Consider the following 19,884-nt stretch of genomic DNA (forward strand, 5'->3'; position numbering starts at 1 on the left):
GCCGCCGCCAACGTGGCTGCGATCGAGTTGGTCGACTCGTGAGCCAACACGCGGGGGAGCACCACCTCGCGAAGTACACGACGTTCTTCGGGGTCGGGTGCCAGGTACCAACCATCCGCCTTGCTGATGGTGGTGTACCCGTACGGCGGGGTTCCGCCGTGCCAGCGTCCGACCTTCCTGAGGTCGCGGTGGCTGCCCGCGTTGCGGGCGCTGATCGCTTCCAGCTCCCCCTCTGCCACGCCTGCGATGACGTTGGCCACCAGCCTGCCGATCCACGTCGACAGGTCGATCGACTCGGACACCGAGGCGAGGGTCTTGCCGTGTTCCAGTACGTGGCCAAACAGTTTGTTCAGCGGGATCACCCGGCGCGACAGCCGGTCCAGCCGATAGGCCACGAGGGCATCCCACTCCCGGAGTCGTGGCTCCGAGAGCCACGGTCCCAGCTCGGGCGTCTCGAACGGATCGACACCGCCGGATGTCCCCGAGTCGATGGCCCACCCGACCACGCGATGCCCGTGCATCGCGGCCCACTGCTCGATCGCCTCGCGCTGTCGATCTAGGGAAGTGCCCGTCTCCGACTCTTCTTTCGAGAGGCGGATACGCCCCAGAACACGGAGGTTGGCTGGTGTTTCTTGACTCATGACGCCACCATAGGGTTTTCTGGGCCGAAGTGGCAAGATCCCGCTGGCGGTCTGATCAGCCCATCGGGTCGCTGCTCGACGTCACGGCCTCGGTAACGGGGCTGGACTCGGGCTTGGGATAGAACGGCGGGTTCAGCGCTCCCCACCGCACGCAGCTCCACCGCCCGTCGGTGATGGGTGACAACACCACCGACTGGGCGTTTTCCAGATGGTTGTCCAGCGCAAAGTTTGCGTCCACTCCGGCGAGCACCGCCGAGGCCAGCCGGATCACCGCGCCGTGGCTGACGACGATGATGTCGCCGTTGAAGTCGTCGTCGTTGAGGAAGCGCATGCGCAGGTCGGTGAGCACGGGCACGTACCGGTCCAGGACGTCGTTGCCCGTCTCGCCACCGGGCAGTGGCACGTCGAGCTCGCCGTGGTGCCACCTTTTGTAGATGGCGTTGAATGCGGCGACCGCGTCGTCGTCGTTGCGGTTTTCCAGCTCGCCGACCTGCACCTCGTGAATGCCGGCGACCTCGTAGGCGAGCACGTCGAGTTGAGCCCCGATGACGGCGGCCGTCTCCGACGCCCGGACGGCCACGGAGTGCGCGAGTATTGCCGGCTGCCCCAAACCCTGGGCGAACGCCAGGGCCTGATCCCGGCCCAAGGGGGTCAGCGCCGCGCCCGGCGGTCGGGTGTCCAATCGTCGCTCGACATTGCCGTAGGACTGGCCGTGTCGTAGCAGCACCAGGCGTCCGCTCACCGCCCTGACCCCCCGGGTTTGCCCGCCCGCAGCCCCGCTAGCCAGCGCGACGCCTCGTCGGGCGGCGGTGGCCCGACTGCCTGTCTTGTACTGGCGGCCCCCCATGTCGGCCAGGACCCGAGATAGCGCACGTCGGCACAACGACGGTGCAGCGCTTTGAGCGCCTCGGCGACTGCGTCGTCATCGATGTGGCCGACGCAGTCCACGAAGAACAGGTAGGTGCCGAGCTCGGTTCGGGTGGGCCGGGATTCGATCCGGGTGAGGTCGATGCCGCGGATACCGAATTCGGCCAGCGCGGCCACCAGCGCCCCGGGCGCGTTGTCGATACGCAAGACCGCGGAGGTGCGATCGGCTCCGGTGCGGGCCGGTGGTGGGCCCGGCGCGCCAACGAGGACGAAACGGGTACAGGCGTTGGATTCGTCGACCACACCCTCGGCCAGGGTCGTCAAGCCGTAACGGATGGCGGCCAGCGGTGAGGTCACTGCGGCGTCGACCTGGCCGTCGGCCACTTGCCGTGCCGCGTCGGCGTTGGAGTACGCGGGCCGCAGCTCGGCATCGGCCAGGTGGGTGGCGAGCCACCGACGTACCTGTGCCGCCGCCACCGGGAACGCCGCCAGGGTGCGCACGTCGGCGGCGGTGCGCTCGGGCTTGACGACGATGCTGAACGTCACGTCCAGCGTTGTTTCGGCGTACACCTGCAGCGGCGAACCGATGGCCAAGCTGTCCAAGGTGGGTGACACCGATCCGTCGATCGAGTTCTCGATCGGCACGCACGCGTACTCGGCCACGCCGTCACGGACGGCGTCCAGCGCGGCGGGTGTGCTCTCAATCGGAAGCTGCCGCAAGGCGTCCGGTTCGAGTCCGGGCACCAGGCCCGCGGTCGTCATCTGCAGCAGAGCCGCCTCGGTGAAGGTCCCTTCCGGACCGAGGTAAGCGATTCGGGCCACGCTGACAACCCTAGTGGCGCGGGATCCCACACCGGGGCTTGCGGCGCCCCGCGGCGCAAGTTACGTTAGCCTTACCTACATACGGTAATGATGTTACCAAGGAGGGTAATAATGTTACCACTGGCCAGTGCCACGCCGACGACTGCGGAACGCATCCGCAGCGCCTGCGTGCGAGCCGGCGGCGCGCTGCTGGCCTTCGAGGCGGGCCCTGCCGGCGAGGACCCGGTAGTCACTCCCATACACCACTTGCTGGGCGACGGATCTTTCGCCGTGGCAGTCCCGATCGACCCACCCCGACCGACAGACGGGGCTTCCGGCGCGCAGGCGCTGCTGGAGCTGACCGACCACGCGCCGCTTCCGATGCGGGAGCCGGTCCGCTCCCTGGTGTGGGTCCGCGGCCGACTGCAGCCGGTCCCGGCAGCCGATGTGACCCAGACACTCGACTTGATCGCTGCCGAGCACCCCAGTCCGGCACTGTTGCAAGTCGAGACCCCGAGATCCAGACCGGCCAGCTCCGACGAGACCCGGTACACCCTGATGCGGCTCGAGGTCGCGTCCGTGGTCGTGACCGACGCGACCGGTGCCGAGCCGGTCAGTGTCGCGGCCCTACTTGAAGCCCGGCCCGACCCCTTCTGCGAAATCGAATCAACTTTGCTCTGGCACTTGGCGACCGCCCACAACGACGTCATCGCGCGACTGGTGTCCAGGCTGCCGGCGCCGTTGCGACGCGGCCGGGTGCACCCGCTGGGCCTCGACCGTTACGGCGTGCGCTTTCGCATCGAAGACACCGACGGCGATCACGACGTCCGGCTGCCCTTCCACAAGCCGGTGGACGACATGACCGGATTGAGCCAGGCCATCCGGGTACTGATGGGTTGCCCGTTCCTGAACGGGCTGCGCGCGCGCCATTAACGTGCTGGCTGCACCCGATTGCGGGTCCAGGCACGTAAGTTATCCAGGTGGACGGTGACCGATCACCGAAACTTCGACGGCCACGAAGGCAAATTCCCCCGGCCGTCCCATCGGCCTCAGCCCGGCCGGAACCTTCGCAGCTCATTCGCCGCGAGGCCGCTCCACCGCGACCGCCGGCCGTGCCGCGGACTCCAGGGCCTCCGCCGCCGCCGGTTGCCCCCAGTGCTCGCCGCCGCCCGACCAGCGCAGCGGCGCCTGCGCCCCGCCCCGTCGCGCCGAAGACGCGGCGCAGACGCCGCTGGGGCCGGGTGCTGGCGGTCAGCCTGCTGATCGCCCTGCTACTGGCCGGCGCCGGCATCCTCGGCGGAGCCGTGTGGTTCGACACGTCGCTGCGCCGCGACCCGGCGCTGACAAACTACGCCGATCGCCCGGCAGCCGGCCGCGGCACCAACTGGCTGCTCGTGGGTTCGGACAGCCGTCAGGGCCTGTCCGTCGAGCAACAGAAAGCTCTGGCCACCGGCGGCGACATCGGCAACGGCCGCACCGACACCATTCTGCTGATACATCTGCCGGCGTTGGGGTCGAGCGCGCGGCCGACGGCGGTGTCGATCCCGCGCGACTCATACGTGCCGATCCCCGGCAACGGCAAGGACAAAATCAACGCCGCGTTCGCGATCGGCGGGGCGCCCCTGCTCACCCAAACCGTGGAGAAAGCCACCGGACTGCGCCTCGACCACTACGCCGAGATCGGATTCGGCGGGTTCGCCGGGCTGGTCGACGCGCTGGGCGGGGTCAGCCTGTGCCTGCCCGAGTCGATCAGCGATCCCCTGGCCGGCATCGACCTGCCGGCGGGCTGCCAGAAGCTGGACGGCCGCAATGCGCTGGGGTACGTCAGGAGCCGCGCCACACCGCGGGCAGATCTGGATCGGATGGTCAACCAACGGCAGTTCGTGTCGGCGCTGCTGCACCGCGCTGCCAGCCCAGCGGTGTGGCGCAATCCGTGGCGCTGGTACTCGGTGCCGCACGCGGCGGTGGACGCCCTGACCGTAAATCAGGGCGACCACGTCTGGGACCTGGCCCGGCTCGGCTGGGCCCTGCATGGACCCGTCACCGCGATCACCGTCCCGATCGGGGAATTCACCGACAGCGACGCCGGGTCGGTGGTGGTGTGGAACCACGACGCGGCGCGCACATTGTTTGACGCGCTCGCCTCCGATGCCCCGGTGCCGGCTGCTCTCGACGGGCAGCAGTAAATAACGCGATTGCGGCCCGGCGAGTCAGCCGTCCCCGTGGGTTTGCGTGTTCTGCAACCAGGCCTTGGTGCGGCCGGGGTGGTGCGTGGCGATCCATGCCACTCCGATATCCCGGCAGAAGTCGATGTCTTCGTACTCGTCGACGTTCCAGCAATACACCGCCCGGCCCTGGGCGACGGTGCGGTCCACGAGTTGGGGATATTCCTTCAACGCCGCCAGCGACGGCCCCACGGCGGTGGCCCCCACGGCGGTGGCCGCGCTGCTGGTCAGGTAGCGGGCGGTTCTACCGAGCAGCACCGTCGGCAATAGCGGCGCGGCCCGTCGGATCCGCCAGACGGCGGCCGCCGAAAACGACATCACCACCGCGCGAGATCGGTCGGCCGAGGCAGGAGCGGCGATACCGTAGCGGTGCAAAAGTGCTAGCAGTTTGCTTTCCACCAGCGAGCCGTACCGGACGGGATGTTTGGTCTCGATGAACATCTTGACCGGACGGTTCCAGTCCAGGACCAGCGAAACGAGGGCGTCCAGCGTCAGCAGGCTGGTGTCACCGTGAGTACCGTCCGGTCGCCAGCTGTCGTGCCATGCACCGTATTCCAGCTCGCGTAGCTCGGCCAGCGTCATCGTGCTGACCAACCCGGCTCCCGTCGACGTCCGATCCAGACGGCGGTCATGGACGCAAACCAGATGGCCGTCGCGGGTCAGCCGCACATCGCATTCCACACCGTCGGCGCCCTCTTTGAGCGCGAGGTCGTAGGCGGCCAGCGTATGTTCCGGCCGAGCGGCCGAAGCGCCGCGGTGGGCTACCACGAACGGGTGTCCGGTGAGCACCTCGTCGGCCGCCGTCATAACCACTATGCTGCCGGTTCCTGCCCGTCCAACTCAACCGGAGCAGCAGATCCGGGCGCGGCCGATCCATCCGGACTCAACACCACCCAGCGGTGCGCAGGTCGATGGACCGGTTTGCGCTCGAACCCTTCGAAGACCCGGGCAATGGAGGCGACTGCGACCGCCGCGAACAGGTACGCGAACACCATCATGACGGTGTTGTTGGCGATGCCCTGCGAGTCCGTGGCAAAGCTGGAGGTGAGGGCGAAGATCGAAACGACGTAGCTGAAAACCCAAGCGATCCACCACAGCATGATCGGTCGCTGTAGCCGGGCGTAGTGGTTTTCGATGGTCGCCAGCTCGATGACATAGACCGGAGCCCACAATAGATTAGCGAACGGCACCAGGCAGCCGGCCCACAACGCCGGGACGGAGCGGTGCTGTGACAACGCGTAGTGCGAGAACGCGGCGGCCCGGCGCGCGATCAGCCACCGGATCAGCACCACAACGCACGCGATCAAAGCGACGATCGCGGCCATACTGGCTGCCACTCCGAGCCAGTCCGCGGCGCCGGCTACCACCGAGTTCAGCAGCGTGTTCCGGTTGATGACCAACAGCACATACCGCAGGACATACATCAGCGCCGCAATGGCCAGAACCAGCACACTGACGAAGAGGGTGGTGCGCACCGTCGCTGCCGATGGCCCTCCCCTCGCGGGCGCTTGTGTCGTCTCAGCCGCCTGCTCGACGCGGTCCATGAGGCCCCAACGGGGTATCACCGCGTAGCGCGGTGTGGGCCCGAGATGCCGTTGCCTGCGCCTGGCGGGCGGTGCGGCGCCGGGGCGCACGGCTATCCACCGGAAGCCCGGCGGCAGCCGCGGCGGCGTGCGCTGAAACGCGGGTGGCCGTGAAACCGGTGCAGCCGCAGCCGCCAACGGGCCACTGCGCGAACTCCACCGCGGGTCGGGCGGTGGTGGCGCGTCCGCCAGCGGCGCCATCAGCGCCCCGCGGCAACGGGGACACCATTCACGTCGGCGGTCGCGGACATTCCACCGCGTGCCGCATTGTGAACACACCTGGATCACCGGACTAGCCTAGCCCGGGCGATGACGCAGGCCACGCCACACGACAGCTACCCAGTCCCGCCCCGGCCTATCCACAGTTTCCACAGCCTTATCCACAGCGGGGCCGGGGCATTTATCCAGGCTCTATCGGCCCACTGGGCCCTAACTGTGGATAACGCCACGCTGTCGAGCCACGCCGATAGACAGCCTGGTGTGGACTCGAGCGAACAGCGGGCCTGGCCCCGACCACCCCGAACGCCCGTCACCCACAATTCCGCCGATGCCGGCTCCGCAACACCACCGTGTTTGTGCCGGAGTTTTCCAAGCGGCCCGCAAGAGGTTATGATCGCGATCACAGCAGTGACCCACCTCACTGTGGTTCGGTGAATGTGCAGGTGAGAGGCGCTTAATGGCAATGCATTTGTTCGGTCCGAGGCCGTCGGCCCCGCCGAACTCGTACTCCGGCTCGCCTGCTTGGAGCCACTCCTACAGCGTCGCCGCGCTACGCGCCGGCCTGATCGCTCTGGTGTTGCTGGCAATCCTGGCCATCATCGTTTTGTCTTGAACTCACGCCGACCGGGTATCCGCGAGGTCTACCAGTTGCGGTCGTTCTTGCGGCGCGGGCGGTCATAGAGCAGGGTTGACTAGGCCGACAACTAGGCTAGCCGTCGCGCGGCAGCCCCGCGCGAACGAGCGTTAGACGACCACCAACGATCAAAGGAAGGAATGTCGTGGCTGAATACACCCTGCCCGATTTGGACTGGGACTACGCAGCGCTGGAACCCCACATTTCCGGTCAGATCAACGAGCTTCACCACAGTAAGCACCACGCCACGTACGTCAAGGGTGCCAATGACGCCGTCGCCAAACTCGAGGAGGCACGCTCAAAGGAGGACTTCTCCGCGATCCTGCTGAGCGAGAAGAACCTGGCGTTCAATTTGGCCGGCCACGTCAACCACACCATCTGGTGGAAGAACCTGTCGCCGGACGGCGGGGACAAGCCGACCGGTGAGCTCGCCGCGGCGATCGACGACGCCTTCGGATCGTTCGACACCTTCCGTGCGCAGTTCCACGCGGCCGCCACCACCGTGCAGGGGTCGGGATGGGCAGCACTGGGCTGGGACACACTCGGCAAGAAGCTGCTGATATTCCAGGTGTACGACCACCAGACCAACTTCCCGCTCGGCATCATTCCCCTGCTCCTGCTCGACATGTGGGAGCACGCTTTCTACCTGCAGTACAAGAACGTCAAGGTGGACTTCGCCAAAGCGTTTTGGAATGTCGTCAACTGGGCGGATGTGCAGTCACGCTACGAGGCGGCAACCTCGAAAACCCAGGGGCTGATTTTCGGCTGACTCGTTCTCAATCGGGCTTGGGCGCCGCGCGGATCGCGTGGCGCCCTTGCCTATATGGGGGCTCGCATGAGCCTTCTGTGTGAGCGGTTTGTAAACCCAAGCGCCGGTGGCCGTGTCGAGTTGCATGGCGCGCAAACCTTGCGCATCCTTAATTATTCGAGATACCGATGTGGTTATTCGGACGGCTTGGGAGGTCGGGCGGAGGGCGAGATGGAAACTGGGTCAGGTCGGCCTATCGGGGTTGCTCCCTTCCATTCTCGTGGTGCCCTGAAAGGGTTTGTGATCTCTGGGCGTTGGCCTGATTCGACGAAAGAGTGGGCCCAGCTGCTGATGGTCGCGGTGCGGGTCGCGTCGTTACCCGGATTGCTCTCCACCACAACGGTGTTCGGTGCTCGCGAGGAGCTTCCCGACGAGCCCGAGCCCGGCACAGTGGGCCTGGTGCTTGCCGAGGGCACCGTCTTCGGTGAATCAGCCATCCAGCCAGGCTATTTCGCTGATCATCAGCCGCCGGCCCTGCTGATGTTGCATCCGCCGTCAGAAACCACGCCGTCGTTGCCGGAATGCACCGGGGCGGCGTCGGGATGCGTACTGCTGCCGGGATTGCCGTATCTGGGACTCGAACACCGGGCGGCCTGGGTGGAGGCAGAAGCCGACGGCACCATCACATCGATGGTGAGCCGTGTGGGTGTCGACCCGATCAGCCATCCCGACACCGCGATTCTGGCGATGCTGCTTGCGGCATAAGGGAAATTCGAATCCTGCGGGTATCGAATCGAGGAATACGGGCGTCCGAACAGATCCCAGCTCATCACCATGACTACGCGCTGCGCTACCGATGGGGGGTGGTACTGCTCGGCGTAGCGCTTGCCTCGTGCCTGGTGCACGGCATCTCCATCTCGATCGGCCACTTCCTGGGGGCCACGCTGCCAACACGTCCCATGGCCTTCGCGTCAGCGATCGCCTTCCTGATTTTCGCGGTACGGGCCTGGCGCGAGTGCACCGGCGACGACAACGTCTCCACCACCCCTGAATCCCGATTCGCTCTGCTCCACCGTCGTGTCGTCGTTTGTGCTTGCCGAAATGAGCGACAAGACGAGCTTGGCGACGCTGACGCTGGCCAGCGACCACGACTGGGTCGGGGTATGGCTCGGCAGCACCCTGGGCATGGTTTTGGCCGACGGCCTGGCGATTCCTATCGGGACATGGCTGCATCAACGGCTTCCCACGCAGCTGCTGCACGTCTTGGCCAGCCTGCTGTTCCTGGTGTTCGGATTGTGGATCCTGTTCGACTGCGCTTTGGGCCGGCGCTCGGTGGCCATCGCCGTTGCTGCAGCGGTGGCGCTGGCGGCGGCAATCGCCTCCGTGATTTACAGGTCGCAAACTTCGCACCGACGCCGAACGCGGGCCCTGAGCGCCGAACGGTCACCGGACGCCGTCTGAGTTGCCGACGGCGCCCGCCGCACCGGGCGTCCGCACCTCACGGATGTGTGCATGGGCCGCTGCACGCGTACCGGGCCGGTTTCGGACGGGGTCGCGTGATCCCGCACAGCAAAGGAAACGCTCGGCAAATCTGCGTCGATCTCCCCGTTGCCCGGGATCAGGCATTTCCGCTTGATAGCGCCTGCTTGACTCTTCCGTTAATTACGACAGAACTGAAACGTCGCAGACCTTAATTGGACTATTTCTGCGTATAGGCTGTGAATTTCGTTCAACGTGTAGACATCTGAGCCGGAGGGTTGCAGGCTCTGCAGGGGAGGTTTCGCATACCGCTTAAGACGCGAGTACCAAACCCCCTGGGGTTTGCACTTTGCTGTGGACAGAAGTGTCGCTACGATGATCAGCAAATGCCTATAGACAACAGGTCCCTCTTCAGTCCCGTGGAGGTCTTATCGATGAGCACGACGTTCGCTGCCCGCCTGAACCGCTTGTTCGACACGGTGTATCCACCCGGGCGCGGGCCGCACACCTCCGCGGAGGTCATCGCGGCACTCAAGTCAGAAGGCGTCACAATGTCGGCTCCCTACCTGTCACAGCTACGCTCAGGAAACCGCACCAATCCGTCGTCGGCGACCATGGCCGCCCTTGCCAACTTCTTCCGCATCAAGCCGGCTTACTTCACCGACGACGACTACTACGAAAAGCTCGACAAGGAATTGTCATGGCTGTGCACGATGCGTGACGAGGGTGTGCGTCGCATCGCGGTGCGGTCATTCGGGTTGTCACCGCAGGCCCAGCAGAATCTCGTCGATCGCGTCGACGAGCTGCGCCGCGCGGAGAAGCTCGACGCGTAATCCCGCTGGCCGCCGCGCGTAGCCGATGGCGGCTCGGTAACCAATCTGTGGTTCGCTCAGCCCGACCTGGCGGGTTGGCGTCGACTTATGCCGATTAGGGTTGGCTCACGGATCGCGCACACGCGAGAGCGATAGACAACGACAGCCAGCGAGATTACCGGGAGGCGGCCGGTAAGGGGCCTGTTCCGCAACCAAAAGAGCCGCGCGACGCGGCGCGCCGAAGCCCGTGCGATCAAGGCCCGCGCCAAGCTCGAGGCCCGGCTGACCGCCAAAAACGAGGCACGCCGGATCAAACACGCCCAGCGGTCCGCCGACAAGGCGCTCAGGGCGCAGGTCAAAGCCCAGCAGGACAGCGACCGGGTCGCGCTGAAAGTCGCTGAGGCCGAACTCAAGGCGGCGCACGAGGGCAAGTTGCTGTCGCCGACGCGGATCCGGCGGGTGCTGACGGTGTCTCGGCTGCTCGCCCCGATCCTGACGCCGGTGATATACCGCGCGGCCATGGCCACCCGTGCGCTGATCGACCGGCGTCGCGCCGATCAGCTCGGGATTCCGTTAACCCAGATCGGCCAGTTCTCCGGCAGCGGTGCGCGACTGTCGGCACGGATCGCCGGGTCAGAGCAATCGCTGCGGATGGTGCAGGAAAAGAAGCCCAAAGACGCCGAAACCAGGCAGTTCGCATCGGCGATCACCGAACGGCTCGCCGACCTGTCGGCTGCCGTCACCGCCGCGGAGCACATGCCGGCCGCGCGGCGCCGCGCCGCCCACTCGGCGATCTCGTCCCAACTCGACGGCATCGAGGCGGACCTGATGGCCCGGCTCGGGTTGACCTGACCACTTGACACGCATGTTCGGCACAAACAGCATTTCGCGCATGCTCATCGCAGGCGCCGCGGCGGCCGGACTCTATCTTTCCGCCGGCACCGCGCTGGCCTGGGCGCATGTCCATGCCAGCAGCGACAACGCGGTGCGCGGGGGCGCGGCGATCGTCACCTTTGAGGTGCCCAACGAATCCAGCACGGGCGCAGCCACCACCGCGCTGACCGTCGCCCTTCCCAACGTGGCATCGGCACACGCCGAAGCCATGCCCGGGTGGACGGCCAAGCTGGACCGCGACGGGGCAGCCGGGACCGTGCGCTCGGTGACCTGGTCGGCCGCGCCCAACGGCGGGATCCCAGGGGATCAGTTCGCGCTGTTCCGGATATCGGTGCAGCTGCCCGACGCCGACACCGTCAGCTTCCCGGCCACCCAGACCTACTCCGATGGGTCGATCGTCAAGTGGGACCAGCCCCCGCAGCCCGGTGGCGGCGAACCCGAATATCCGGCACCCATGCTGACACTCGCCGTCGGGCCGGTGGTGCCTCATGACCATCACGCGCCTCCCGGGGCGCCGGCGGCGCAGTCGAAGCCCCCGGCCGACAACACCGCCCGCGTGCTGGGCGGGGTGGCCCTGGCCCTTGGCGCGCTGGGTCTCTGCCTGGCGCTGTTTCGTCGGAGGACATGAAGCGCCGGCCATACATCGCCTGGGTGGGACTGTTGCTGGCCGTCCTGGCGTGGACTGCGGCCGTGACTGCCCCGCTCGCGTTCGCGCATGCCGCGAGGGTGTCGTGTCAGCCTGGCGACAACGCGGTGCTGACGGCCGGCCCCGACCAGGTGAGCGCCACCTTCAACGAGCAATTACAGACCTCGTTTGCGGCCATGGCGGTCGTCGGGCCCGATGGCAATCTGTGGTCTACCGGCCAGCCGACGGTGCAGGGCGCCGTCGTCAGCGTCGGGGTGCGACCGCTCGGACCCACCGGCAGCTACACCGTGAACTATCGGGTGACGTCTGCCGACGGCCATGTGGTGTCAGGATCCTGGTCTTTTCGGCTGGCGGTGGCCGGCACCGGCACACCCGGGCCCGCACCCGCCGCCACCGGTGCGGGCGGCGGCGTCCCGACTTGGTTGTTTGGGGCGGTGGCCCTGGCGCTGGTCGCCGGAGCTGCGCTGTGGGCGATGCGTCGCAGGCCGTGACCCGCCCCCGGTTACCAAGACGCCCCACGGCGTCCTGGCATGATGGGATTCGACCGACTTTAGTACGCCACGAAGCTGTAAAGACAAAGTTGTGAAGGAGCGGCCGCATGGCAGACCCGCAGGACCAACCCGACAGCGAACCCGACGGCGCTTCGACACCTCCGGCCAAGGAGCCACCCGCCAAAGCCGTCAAGAAGACCGCAAAAGCGCCCGCCAAAAAAGCACCCGCGAAAAAGGCGCCGGCCAAAAAGGCGCCCGCTAAAAAAGCACCCGCCAAGAAAGCACCCCTCAAGAGCCCCGAACCCGCGCCACCCAAGCCGGCCGACCAGCCCCTCAGCCTTGCGCAGCGGATCGAAACCAACGGCCAACTTGATGCCGCCAAAGACGCAGCGGCACACGCGAAGTCAACCGTGGAAAGCGCGAACGACCCGGTCTCCGGCGACGCGTATCCACCGGCAGCGCGCACCTCGCCGGTGCCGCTGGTGGTCGCGCTGGCGCTCAGCCTGTTGGCCATCCTGCTGGTCCGCCAACTGCGCCGCCGCTGAACGGCACGTCTGAAGTGACCGTGCCCTTTCGGCCAACCGCCGACCTCGTCGATGAAATCGGCTCCGACGTGCGCAGCTGCGACATCCAGTTCCGCCAGTTCGGCGGGCGCCTGGAATTCGCCGGACCGATCAGTACCGTGCGTTGCTTCCAGGACAACGCGCTGCTGAAATCCGCACTCTCGCAGCCGGGGGCGGGCGGCGTGCTGGTGATCGATGGCGCCGGCTCCCTACACAACGCCTTGGTCGGTGACGTCATCGCCGAACTGGCTCGCTCGAACGGCTGGGCTGGGTTGGTGGTCCACGGCGCGGTGCGCGACGCCGCCGCCCTTCGCGGCATCGACATCGGCATCAAGGCGCTGGGCACCAACCCCCGCAAGAGCACGAAGACCGGGGCCGGGGAGCGCGATGTCGAGATCAGCCTGGGCGGCGTGACGTTCGTGCCTGGCGAAGTCGCCTACAGCGACGACGACGGCATTGTTGTCGTCTAAACCGCTACTACGGCGGGCTTTTTGGCGAACCGGAGACCCTCGTCGGCGACCTTACCGCGCCGGATCAGCCGGAGGTCGCGCAGGTAGTTCTGGTTCAGCCGCCAGGGCGTGCGGTCACCCTGCTTCGGCAACTCCTCGAGCGAGCGCAACACGTAGCCGGGCGTGAAATCCATGAACGGCCGTTCTTCGACGTCCGAACCCGGGTGCTCGACCACAACGGTGTCAAAGCCGTTGTCGTCCATGTAATTCAGCAACCGGCAGGCGAATTCCGACACCAGGTCGGCCTTCAGTGTCCACGACGCGTTGGTGTATCCCACCGTGTAGACCATGTTGGGCAGGCCGGACAGCATCATGCCCTTGTAGGCCATCATCTTGGTCAGGTCAGCCGGCTGGCCGTCGGCAGTCACGGTCGCTCCACCGAACAGCTGCAGGTTCAATCCCGTTGCGGTGATGATGATGTCGGCCGGCAGCTCGTGTCCCGAATTCAGCCGGATGCTGGTCGGGGTGAACCGATCGATGGTATCGGTGACCACGTCGGCCTTCCCCTTGCGGATGGCGCGGAACAAGTCGCCGCTGGGCACCAGGCACAGCCGCTGCTCCCACGGGTTGTAGTGGGGACCAAAGTCCTTCTGCACGTCATAGCCCTCGGGCAGCTGGCGCTCGACGTAGCCCAGGAGGATTTGTCGCATCCGGTGCGGCCACTTCTGGCACGCCCCGTACAGCGCCGACTGCCGTAGGATGTTCTTCCAGCGGACCGCGGTGTAAGCCGCCTTCTCGGGCAACCAGCGGTTGAGCCGCTCGGCCATCTTGTCCCGCCTTGGCTGGGAAACGATGTAGGTCGGTGAACGCTGCAGCATCGTGACGTGTTTGGCGCCCGAATTCGCAAGCGCCGGAATCAAAGTGACCGCAGTGGCGCCACTGCCGATCACGACGATGTTCTTGTCGGCGTAGTCGAGGTCCTCGGGCCAGTGCTGCGGATGGATGATCGGGCCGGTGAAGTCCTCCGAGCCGGCGAACGTCGGCGCGTAACCCTGCTCGTAGTTGTAGTAACCGCTGCACAGGAACAGGAATGAGCAGGTGATCGTGCTTGGTGCGCCGTCGATTTCAATCTGCAGGGTCCAGCGGTTGTCCGCATTCGACCAGTCGGCGCCCAGGAGCTTGTGGTTGAGCCGGATGTGCTTGTCGATGCCGTACATGGCCGCGGTGCTCTTGACGTACTCGAGAATCGGCCCCCCGTCGGCAATGGCCTGGCGCTCGGTCCAGGGACGGAAGCGGAAACCCAGCGTGTGCATGTCGGAGTCGGAACGAATGCCCGGATAGCGGAACAGATCCCAGGTGCCGCCCATCGCGGAGCGCTTCTCCAGGATGGCGTAGCTCTTGGTCGGGCAACGATCCTGCAGGTGCCAGGCCGCGCTCACGCCGGAGATGCCGGCGCCCACGATGACGACGTCGAGGTGCTCAGTCATGGCGCCACGCTATCAACACAGTGTTGAGAACGTCAACGCTCTGTCGAAATTCTCAACAGTGTGTAAAGTACCAACCGTGACTTCTCTTGGTTTGGGTGCCAGTTCGACGCGCGCCCCGCGGGGCCGGCGCTCCACCCGCCCGTCCGGCGACGAGCGCGAGCAGGCGATCCTTGCGACGGCCGAGCGGCTGCTGCAGGAGCGTTCATTCGCCGACATTTCCGTCGATGACCTGGCCAAGGGCGCAGGCCTGTCCCGACCGACGTTCTACTTTTATTTCAAGTCCAAGGAGGCCGTGCTGCTCTCGCTGCTCGAGCCGGTTATCGCAAGCGCCGACGCCGAGTTCAATGGCGCCGTGCAGCGGCTGCCCACAGATCCGCGTCGGGTTTGGCGAAACGGGATCAAAGCGTTCTTCAGCGCATTCGCCTCGCATCGGGCGGCGGCCCGGGCGGGCAGGGAGGCACTGGCGACAAGCCCAGAGTTCCAGGCCGTGTGGTCGTCTTTCATGCAGAAGTGGACCGACTACACCGCGGTCATGATCACCGCTGAACGGGAACGGGGCGCCGCGCCCGAGACCATCCCGCCCTTAGACCTTGCGACGTCGCTGAATCAGATGAACGAGCGCACAATGATGGCGACGCTATCGCTGGAACAGCCGGCGGTTGACGAGGATCGGCTCGTCGACACCCTCACCCACATCTGGGTCACCAGCATCTACGGCGAGGCACGTTAGTCCAAGCTTGTCGGGGTCGCACTCAATGGGGGTAACCGGATGCGCATCATCACCGTCGAGGAACACTTCGAGCACCCAGAGGTCAGCGGGCGAGTGCTACAGCTGGGCGGCCCACCCAGCGGCCTGCCGCTGGAAGGGCTCGCCGAGTTCGGTTCGATCTTCAACGACGATCGCGACGCGGCAACCCGGCTGGGCGGGCACCGGCTGGCACACATGGATGCCGTGGGTGTCGACGTCCAAGTCGTCTCCCACGGCAATGGCAGCCCCAGTACGTTGGCCGCCCCGGAGTCGGTGGATCTTTGCCGTCAGGTGAACAACGATCTGGCACAACAGATCTCCGAGCACCCCGACCGGTTCCGGGGGTTCGCGACGCTTCCGCTCTATGACCCCGGCGCGGCGGCCGAGGAACTGCGCCGCTGCGTCGGCGACCTCGGCTTCGTCGGCGCACTGATCGCGGGAACATTCGAAGGGCTCTTCCTCGACGACGCCCGTTCGATCCGATCCTTGCGGCCGCCGAGGCCGTGGACCTATCCATCTACGTACATCCAGGATTGCCACACCCGCAGGTCGCCCAGCCGTATTACTTCGGTGACTGGTCCGCCGCCATCGGGGTGATGTTCTCCGGGCCCGCGTTCGGCTGGCACGCCGAGGCGGGCATCCACATCATCCGGCTGATCCTGTCCGGCGCGCTGGATCGGCATCCCGGCCTCAAGCTGCTCAGCGGGCACTGGGGTGAAGTGATGGCGTTCTGGCTCGAACGACTCGATGAGACCTTCGCGCTGGTGCGCACCGGCCTTCCCCGCGACATCAGTGACTACTACCGGCAGCAAATCTCGGTGACCCCGTCGGGAATGTTCAACCAGCATCAGCTCGACCACGTGGTCGCCGAACTGGGCGCCGAGCGGATCATCTACTCCGAGGACTTCCCGTACGTGAAGCGAGACAACGTCACCGAATTCCTCACGGATTCAGGCCTTTCCGACCAGGAGATGCACGCCATCGCGCACACTAACGTCGAAGCGCTGTTACGCATCTGACAATTGTCAGCGCCGTATGCGAACATATGTTCGTGCGCTGTGATGCGTCCATCCTGCACGCGGACCTGGATTCGTTCTATGCGTCCGTCGAGCAGCGTGACGACCCCGCGTTGCGTGGCCGCCCGGTGATCGTGGGCGGCGGGGTCGTACTGGCGGCCAGCTACGAGGCCAAGGCCTACGGCGTGCGCACCGCGATGGGCGGGGCGCAAGCACGGCGCCTGTGCCCACACGCGGTGGTGGTACCGCCCCGAATGAGCGCCTATTCGCGCGCCAGCGACGACGTGTTCGAGGTGTTCCGCGATTGCACCCCATTAGTGGAGCCGCTCTCGGTGGACGAGGCGTTTCTCGATGTCGGTGGATTGCGCCGGGTGTCCGGAACCCCGATCCAGATCGGGGCGCGGCTGCGCACGGACGTGCGCGCTCGAGTCGGCCTGCCTATCACGGTCGGGATCGCCCGGACCAAGTTCCTGGCGAAGGTCGCCAGCCAGGAAGCCAAGCCCGACGGGCTACTGCTGGTGCCGCCCGATGAGGAGCTGGCGTTCCTGCACCAACTGCCGGTGCGCCGGTTATGGGGCGTCGGTGTCGTGACCGCCGACAAGTTGCGCAATTACGGCATCACCACCGTCGCCGAGGTCGCCGAGCTCAGCGAGTCCACGCTGGCCTCGCTAGTGGGCTCCGCAATGGGGTGCCAGTTGTATGCGTTGTCCCGCAATCTCGACCGCCGCCGGGTGACCACCGGGGTTCATCGCCGCTCGGTCGGCGCCCAACGAGCGCTGGGCCGGGCCGGCAGCGCGATGTCGCCCGCCGAAATCGACGCGGTGGTGGTCAACCTCATCGACAGAATCACCGGCCGGATGCGTGCCGCGGGCCGCACTGGCCGAACGGTGTTGCTGCGCTTGCGCTTTGACGACTTCAGCCGGGCCACCCGGTCGCACACCTTGCCGTGGGCGACGTCTTCGACGCAACCCATCCTCGCCGCCGCCCGGGAACTGGTGGCATCGGCCACGCCGATGATCGCGCAGCGGGGATTGACGTTGGTCGGGTTCGCTGTGTCCGGTATCGACCGCACCGGTGCCGAGCAACTGATGCTGCCATTCACCGGGGAGCCGCGCGCGATAGACGCGGCAGTCGATGCGGTGCGCCGTCGCTACGGCAAATCCGCGCTCACCCGCGCAGTGTTGGTCGGCCGCGACGCGGGTATCGAGGTGCCGCACCTACCGGACTGACGCGACGCCGCCGCGCCGAGCGAACCTCAGAGTCCCTGGCTGGTCAGCCAGCAGTGGATGCGTTCGGCGACATCAGGCCAACCGGGTTCGAGCATCATGTTGTGTCCCATGCCGGGAAAAAACTCCGCTTGGACTCTGTATGCGCGTGCGGTCGCACGTACGTCACCTTTGACGACAGCCTTGTCGTTTTCGGCCCCGAGAACCAGGAGCGGGGTCGTTACCCGTGCGGGTTTGAGACGCACGAAGAGCCCGGGTGCGCCCCAGCCTTCTGGTTGTAGGCGTGCGGCACACGACTCGACAACGGATTCGGGCGTGTGCGTGGAGAAAAAGTGGTCTCGCGCTAGGCGTGGGGTGTTCACCAGGTCGGCTGTGCTGCCGACCGTGTTGGCGCGAACGGCTACCAACGGATGTCGGCGCATGATGCGGGCTGCCACGCCTGCCCTTCGCGCCGCGCGCGACGGCATGGACGCCATCAGCACTGCGGCCGGGGCGCTGCCGTCATCGAGGCACTTCTGGACGACGAAACCGCCCATCGAGTGACCGATCAGCACTGGCGACGTGGCCAGGCCGTCTGCCACCGAATGCACATCTTCGACATAATCGGCGATCGAACAATTGCTGAGCGGCTTAGTGGTGGGGCTGCCACCGTGTCCGCGCAGGCTCAGCGCGACCGCGCGATAGCCCGCGTCTGCGAAGAAGTCCAGGAAGTTTTCATCCCAACACCACGCCGCGTGCCATCCTCCGTGAACGAAAAGCAGCGGGATCGGATGGGTGTCAGAAAAGGACCCTTTGTCAATCAGCTCGAGCATGCCGTTCCGGGCAGGCAGTGTCATGACGCGAACGCTAAAAGTTCCGCTAACAGATCCGCCGGGATTACGCGGCGACCCTTAGAAAAGTCATAGGGCTCCTCAAGAGGCGGCCCACTCCAGGAGCCGCTCGGCCGGCCAGGTGTTGACGATGCGGTCGACGGGCACTTCCGCGTCCAGCGCTCGCTGAGCCCCGTAGCCGAGGAAGTCGAGCTGGCCGGGCGCGTGCGCGTCGGTGTCGATGCTGAACACGCAGCCGATGTCGCGCGCGAGGTTCAGCAACCGGGTCGGTGGGTCACGGCGCTCCGGACGCGAATTGATCTCCACCGCGGTGCCATGGTCGCGACAGGCGGCGAACACCTCCTCGGCGTCGAACTTCGATTCGGGCCGGATACCACGGTTGCCCGCGACCAGCCGGCCGGTGCAGTGGCCCAGCACGTCGGCATGGCCATTGGATACCGCGCGCACCATCCGCCGGGTCATCGCGGCCGAGTCCATCGACAGCTTGGAGTGCACGCTGGCCACCACGATGTCGAGGCGGTCGAGCAGTTCGGGCTCTTGGTCCAGGCTGCCGTCGTCGAGGATGTCCACCTCGATCCCGGTGAGAATGCGCATCGGCGCGAACTTCTCGCGCAACTCGTCGATCACGTCGAGCTGTTTGCGCAGCCGTTCGGGCGAGAGCCCGTTGGCGATAGTCAGGCGCGGCGAGTGATCGGTCAGCGCGCAGTACTCATGGCCGAGCGCGGCCGCGGTGGCCATCATCTCCTCGATCGGTGCCGACCCGTCCGACCAGTTCGAGTGCAGGTGCAGATCGCCGCGGAGCGTGGACCGTACCTCTCCCCCGCCGAGATCCCCAGCAGCAGAGCGTAATTCGGCCAACTGGTCGGGTTCACGGCCGGCCCAGGCCTGGGCGATGACCTTCGCGGTCTTGGGCCCGATGCCCGGAATCGACTGCCAGCTGTTGGCCTGGCCGTGTCGTTCCCGCGCCGCGTCGTCGAGTTTCTGGAGGATGTCGGCGGCGTTGCGGTATGCCATCACACGCCGCGGATCTTGGCGGTCGCGGTCCTTGTAGTAAGCGATCTGGCGCAGCGCGGCTACCGGGTCCATAGCTGCCCAACGATGAAGCCGGCGAAAATCACTGCGAAACCGCCCATTTCGCCCAGGATCAGCAACGCCATCATCAGTCCGGTTCCCCGTGTCGGATGCTCGAATTGGTTCTCGGTATCGCGCCGCGCTCCGTGCAGGATGTAGGTCCCGATGGCGGCGAGGAAGAAGAACACGGCGACCATCGCCGCGGTCAAATTCACCCATGCCGGCCAGGCGCTGAGTTCGACGAAGACCGCTATCAACGCCGTCGCGAACGCGTACAGCAGCGCCGCCCGATGCGCGATATCGACGTAGGGATGAGCTCGGTGATCTTCGGTGACCACGATCTGCCTGTACTTCCACACGCCGAGGCCAAGCGCCAACAGAAAGATCAGTCCGGCCGCCAGCAGAGTGATCTTGGTATCGATTCCCAGGGCATAGCTCATCGTTGGCCTGAGTC

Annotated in this window: 22 protein-coding genes and 2 pseudogenes; 15 read left to right on the top strand and 9 right to left on the bottom strand. The window is 66.2% G+C overall.

Going from position 1 to position 19,884, the window contains the following annotated elements; genetic code table 11:
• The 3 genes from ACLP9N_RS32515 to pheA form a co-directional block, all read right to left on the bottom strand.
• A partial coding sequence (locus ACLP9N_RS32515; protein WP_442411243.1) for a recombinase family protein occupies nucleotides 1-641 on the bottom strand: 641 nt, incomplete at its 3' end.
• A 55-nt stretch (nucleotides 642-696) separates the two neighbouring features.
• Entirely contained in the window at nucleotides 697-1,383 is a 687-nt protein-coding gene (locus ACLP9N_RS32520; protein ID WP_442411244.1) for a histidine phosphatase family protein, read from the bottom strand.
• Nucleotides 1,380-2,330, bottom strand: a complete 951-nt coding sequence (gene pheA, locus ACLP9N_RS32525; RefSeq protein WP_442411245.1) for a prephenate dehydratase — start codon at nucleotides 2,328-2,330, stop codon at nucleotides 1,380-1,382. The genes ACLP9N_RS32520 and pheA overlap by 4 nt, the downstream gene beginning before the upstream one ends.
• Before the next feature lie 111 nt (nucleotides 2,331-2,441).
• Between pheA and ACLP9N_RS32530 the strand changes: the two genes are divergently transcribed.
• Entirely contained in the window at nucleotides 2,442-3,242 is an 801-nt protein-coding gene (locus tag ACLP9N_RS32530) for a DUF2470 domain-containing protein (protein ID WP_442411246.1), read from the top strand.
• 47 nt (nucleotides 3,243-3,289) lie between these two features.
• On the top strand, nucleotides 3,290-4,495 hold the full coding sequence (locus ACLP9N_RS32535) for an LCP family protein (RefSeq protein ID WP_442411247.1): 1,206 nt from the start codon (nucleotides 3,290-3,292) through the stop codon (nucleotides 4,493-4,495).
• Between the two features lie 24 nt (nucleotides 4,496-4,519).
• Here the strand turns inward: ACLP9N_RS32535 and ACLP9N_RS32540 are convergent, their stop codons facing one another.
• Complete coding sequence (locus ACLP9N_RS32540) at nucleotides 4,520-5,341, bottom strand: glycerophosphodiester phosphodiesterase (protein ID WP_442411248.1); 822 nt, start codon at nucleotides 5,339-5,341, stop codon at nucleotides 4,520-4,522.
• Between the two features lie 5 nt (nucleotides 5,342-5,346).
• Nucleotides 5,347-6,405, bottom strand: coding sequence for a DUF4328 domain-containing protein (locus tag ACLP9N_RS32545; protein ID WP_442411249.1), 1,059 nt, complete (start codon nucleotides 6,403-6,405; stop codon nucleotides 5,347-5,349).
• A gap of 394 nt (nucleotides 6,406-6,799) precedes the next feature.
• Between ACLP9N_RS32545 and ACLP9N_RS32550 the strand changes: the two genes are divergently transcribed.
• The 10 genes and pseudogenes from ACLP9N_RS32550 (at nucleotide 6,800) to rraA (ending at nucleotide 13,073) form a co-directional block, all read left to right on the top strand.
• Nucleotides 6,800-6,949, top strand: coding sequence for a hypothetical protein (locus tag ACLP9N_RS32550; RefSeq protein WP_442411269.1), 150 nt, complete (start codon nucleotides 6,800-6,802; stop codon nucleotides 6,947-6,949).
• 166 nt (nucleotides 6,950-7,115) lie between these two features.
• Complete coding sequence (locus tag ACLP9N_RS32555) at nucleotides 7,116-7,739, top strand: superoxide dismutase (protein ID WP_442411250.1); 624 nt, start codon at nucleotides 7,116-7,118, stop codon at nucleotides 7,737-7,739.
• A gap of 210 nt (nucleotides 7,740-7,949) precedes the next feature.
• Nucleotides 7,950-8,483 carry a peptidase gene (locus ACLP9N_RS32560; protein WP_442411251.1) on the top strand — a complete coding sequence of 178 codons (534 nt, stop codon included), beginning with the start codon at nucleotides 7,950-7,952 and terminating at the stop codon, nucleotides 8,481-8,483.
• Nucleotides 8,484-8,510: 27 nt separating this feature from the next.
• Nucleotides 8,511-9,179 (top strand): annotated as a pseudogene (locus ACLP9N_RS32565) (TMEM165/GDT1 family protein).
• A gap of 452 nt (nucleotides 9,180-9,631) precedes the next feature.
• Nucleotides 9,632-10,030 (top strand): transcriptional regulator, encoded by a 399-nt coding sequence (locus ACLP9N_RS32570; RefSeq protein WP_442411252.1) that lies wholly within the window; start codon nucleotides 9,632-9,634, stop codon nucleotides 10,028-10,030.
• Nucleotides 10,031-10,183: 153 nt separating this feature from the next.
• On the top strand, nucleotides 10,184-10,861 hold the full coding sequence (locus ACLP9N_RS32575) for a DUF6474 family protein (protein ID WP_442411267.1): 678 nt from the start codon (nucleotides 10,184-10,186) through the stop codon (nucleotides 10,859-10,861).
• A 40-nt stretch (nucleotides 10,862-10,901) separates the two neighbouring features.
• Nucleotides 10,902-11,531 carry a YcnI family protein gene (locus tag ACLP9N_RS32580; protein WP_442411253.1) on the top strand — a complete coding sequence of 210 codons (630 nt, stop codon included), beginning with the start codon at nucleotides 10,902-10,904 and terminating at the stop codon, nucleotides 11,529-11,531.
• The gene (locus ACLP9N_RS32585) at nucleotides 11,528-12,040 is read left to right on the top strand and encodes a copper resistance CopC family protein (RefSeq protein WP_442411254.1); all 513 of its coding nucleotides are present in this window, start codon (nucleotides 11,528-11,530) and stop codon (nucleotides 12,038-12,040) included. The genes ACLP9N_RS32580 and ACLP9N_RS32585 overlap by 4 nt, the downstream gene beginning before the upstream one ends.
• Nucleotides 12,041-12,147: 107 nt before the next feature.
• Nucleotides 12,148-12,585 (top strand): Rv3852 family protein, encoded by a 438-nt coding sequence (locus tag ACLP9N_RS32590; protein ID WP_442411255.1) that lies wholly within the window; start codon nucleotides 12,148-12,150, stop codon nucleotides 12,583-12,585.
• Between the two features lie 14 nt (nucleotides 12,586-12,599).
• Nucleotides 12,600-13,073 (top strand): ribonuclease E activity regulator RraA, encoded by a 474-nt coding sequence (gene rraA / locus ACLP9N_RS32595; RefSeq protein ID WP_442411256.1) that lies wholly within the window; start codon nucleotides 12,600-12,602, stop codon nucleotides 13,071-13,073.
• On the opposite strand, the gene ACLP9N_RS32600 is transcribed toward rraA, so the two are convergent.
• The gene (locus ACLP9N_RS32600; protein ID WP_442411257.1) at nucleotides 13,070-14,539 is read right to left on the bottom strand and encodes a flavin-containing monooxygenase; all 1,470 of its coding nucleotides are present in this window, start codon (nucleotides 14,537-14,539) and stop codon (nucleotides 13,070-13,072) included. The genes rraA and ACLP9N_RS32600 overlap by 4 nt on opposite strands.
• Nucleotides 14,540-14,615: 76 nt before the next feature.
• On the opposite strand from ACLP9N_RS32600, the gene ACLP9N_RS32605 reads away from it, so the two are divergent.
• The 3 genes and pseudogenes from ACLP9N_RS32605 (at nucleotide 14,616) to dinB (ending at nucleotide 17,532) form a co-directional block, all read left to right on the top strand.
• Complete coding sequence (locus ACLP9N_RS32605; RefSeq protein ID WP_442411258.1) at nucleotides 14,616-15,269, top strand: TetR/AcrR family transcriptional regulator; 654 nt, start codon at nucleotides 14,616-14,618, stop codon at nucleotides 15,267-15,269.
• Between the two features lie 213 nt (nucleotides 15,270-15,482).
• Nucleotides 15,483-16,306: pseudogene (locus tag ACLP9N_RS32610) on the top strand (amidohydrolase family protein).
• Between the two features lie 26 nt (nucleotides 16,307-16,332).
• A complete protein-coding gene (dinB, locus tag ACLP9N_RS32615) occupies nucleotides 16,333-17,532 on the top strand; it encodes a DNA polymerase IV (protein WP_442411259.1) in 1,200 nt (399 codons plus the stop codon).
• A 26-nt stretch (nucleotides 17,533-17,558) separates the two neighbouring features.
• Here the strand turns inward: dinB and ACLP9N_RS32620 are convergent, their stop codons facing one another.
• The 3 genes from ACLP9N_RS32620 to ACLP9N_RS32630 all read right to left on the bottom strand — a co-directional run bounded on the left by ACLP9N_RS32620 (nucleotide 17,559) and on the right by ACLP9N_RS32630 (nucleotide 19,870).
• On the bottom strand, nucleotides 17,559-18,341 hold the full coding sequence (locus ACLP9N_RS32620; RefSeq protein ID WP_442411268.1) for an alpha/beta hydrolase: 783 nt from the start codon (nucleotides 18,339-18,341) through the stop codon (nucleotides 17,559-17,561).
• A gap of 99 nt (nucleotides 18,342-18,440) precedes the next feature.
• Nucleotides 18,441-19,445 (bottom strand): PHP domain-containing protein, encoded by a 1,005-nt coding sequence (locus ACLP9N_RS32625; RefSeq protein WP_442411260.1) that lies wholly within the window; start codon nucleotides 19,443-19,445, stop codon nucleotides 18,441-18,443.
• Nucleotides 19,433-19,870 carry a hypothetical protein gene (locus ACLP9N_RS32630; RefSeq protein ID WP_442411261.1) on the bottom strand — a complete coding sequence of 146 codons (438 nt, stop codon included), beginning with the start codon at nucleotides 19,868-19,870 and terminating at the stop codon, nucleotides 19,433-19,435. Before ACLP9N_RS32630 ends, ACLP9N_RS32625 begins: the two co-directional genes overlap by 13 nt.
• Nucleotides 19,871-19,884: the final 14 nt, after the last annotated feature.

This window comes from Mycobacterium sp. (genome assembly GCF_052144515.1).
Lineage (GTDB): Bacteria > Actinomycetota > Actinomycetes > Mycobacteriales > Mycobacteriaceae > Mycobacterium.

What these genes read in the sequence shown, in the direction of transcription:
- ACLP9N_RS32620 (WP_442411268.1), bottom strand. Translation starts at nt 18,341, where the DNA reads ATGCTCGAGCTGATTGACAAAGGGTCCTTTTCTGACACCCATCCGATC.
- ACLP9N_RS32580 (WP_442411253.1), top strand. Translation starts at nt 10,902, where the DNA reads ATGCTCATCGCAGGCGCCGCGGCGGCCGGACTCTATCTTTCCGCCGGC.
- ACLP9N_RS32570 (WP_442411252.1), top strand. Translation starts at nt 9,632, where the DNA reads ATGAGCACGACGTTCGCTGCCCGCCTGAACCGCTTGTTCGACACGGTG.
- ACLP9N_RS32530 (WP_442411246.1), top strand. Translation starts at nt 2,442, where the DNA reads ATGTTACCACTGGCCAGTGCCACGCCGACGACTGCGGAACGCATCCGC.
- ACLP9N_RS32630 (WP_442411261.1), bottom strand. Translation starts at nt 19,870, where the DNA reads ATGAGCTATGCCCTGGGAATCGATACCAAGATCACTCTGCTGGCGGCC.
- ACLP9N_RS32585 (WP_442411254.1), top strand. Translation starts at nt 11,528, where the DNA reads ATGAAGCGCCGGCCATACATCGCCTGGGTGGGACTGTTGCTGGCCGTC.
- ACLP9N_RS32540 (WP_442411248.1), bottom strand. Translation starts at nt 5,341, where the DNA reads ATGACGGCGGCCGACGAGGTGCTCACCGGACACCCGTTCGTGGTAGCC.
- ACLP9N_RS32625 (WP_442411260.1), bottom strand. Translation starts at nt 19,445, where the DNA reads ATGGACCCGGTAGCCGCGCTGCGCCAGATCGCTTACTACAAGGACCGC.
- dinB (WP_442411259.1), top strand. Translation starts at nt 16,333, where the DNA reads ATGTTCGTGCGCTGTGATGCGTCCATCCTGCACGCGGACCTGGATTCG.
- ACLP9N_RS32590 (WP_442411255.1), top strand. Translation starts at nt 12,148, where the DNA reads ATGGCAGACCCGCAGGACCAACCCGACAGCGAACCCGACGGCGCTTCG.
- ACLP9N_RS32560 (WP_442411251.1), top strand. Translation starts at nt 7,950, where the DNA reads ATGGAAACTGGGTCAGGTCGGCCTATCGGGGTTGCTCCCTTCCATTCT.
- ACLP9N_RS32550 (WP_442411269.1), top strand. Translation starts at nt 6,800, where the DNA reads ATGCATTTGTTCGGTCCGAGGCCGTCGGCCCCGCCGAACTCGTACTCC.
- ACLP9N_RS32600 (WP_442411257.1), bottom strand. Translation starts at nt 14,539, where the DNA reads ATGACTGAGCACCTCGACGTCGTCATCGTGGGCGCCGGCATCTCCGGC.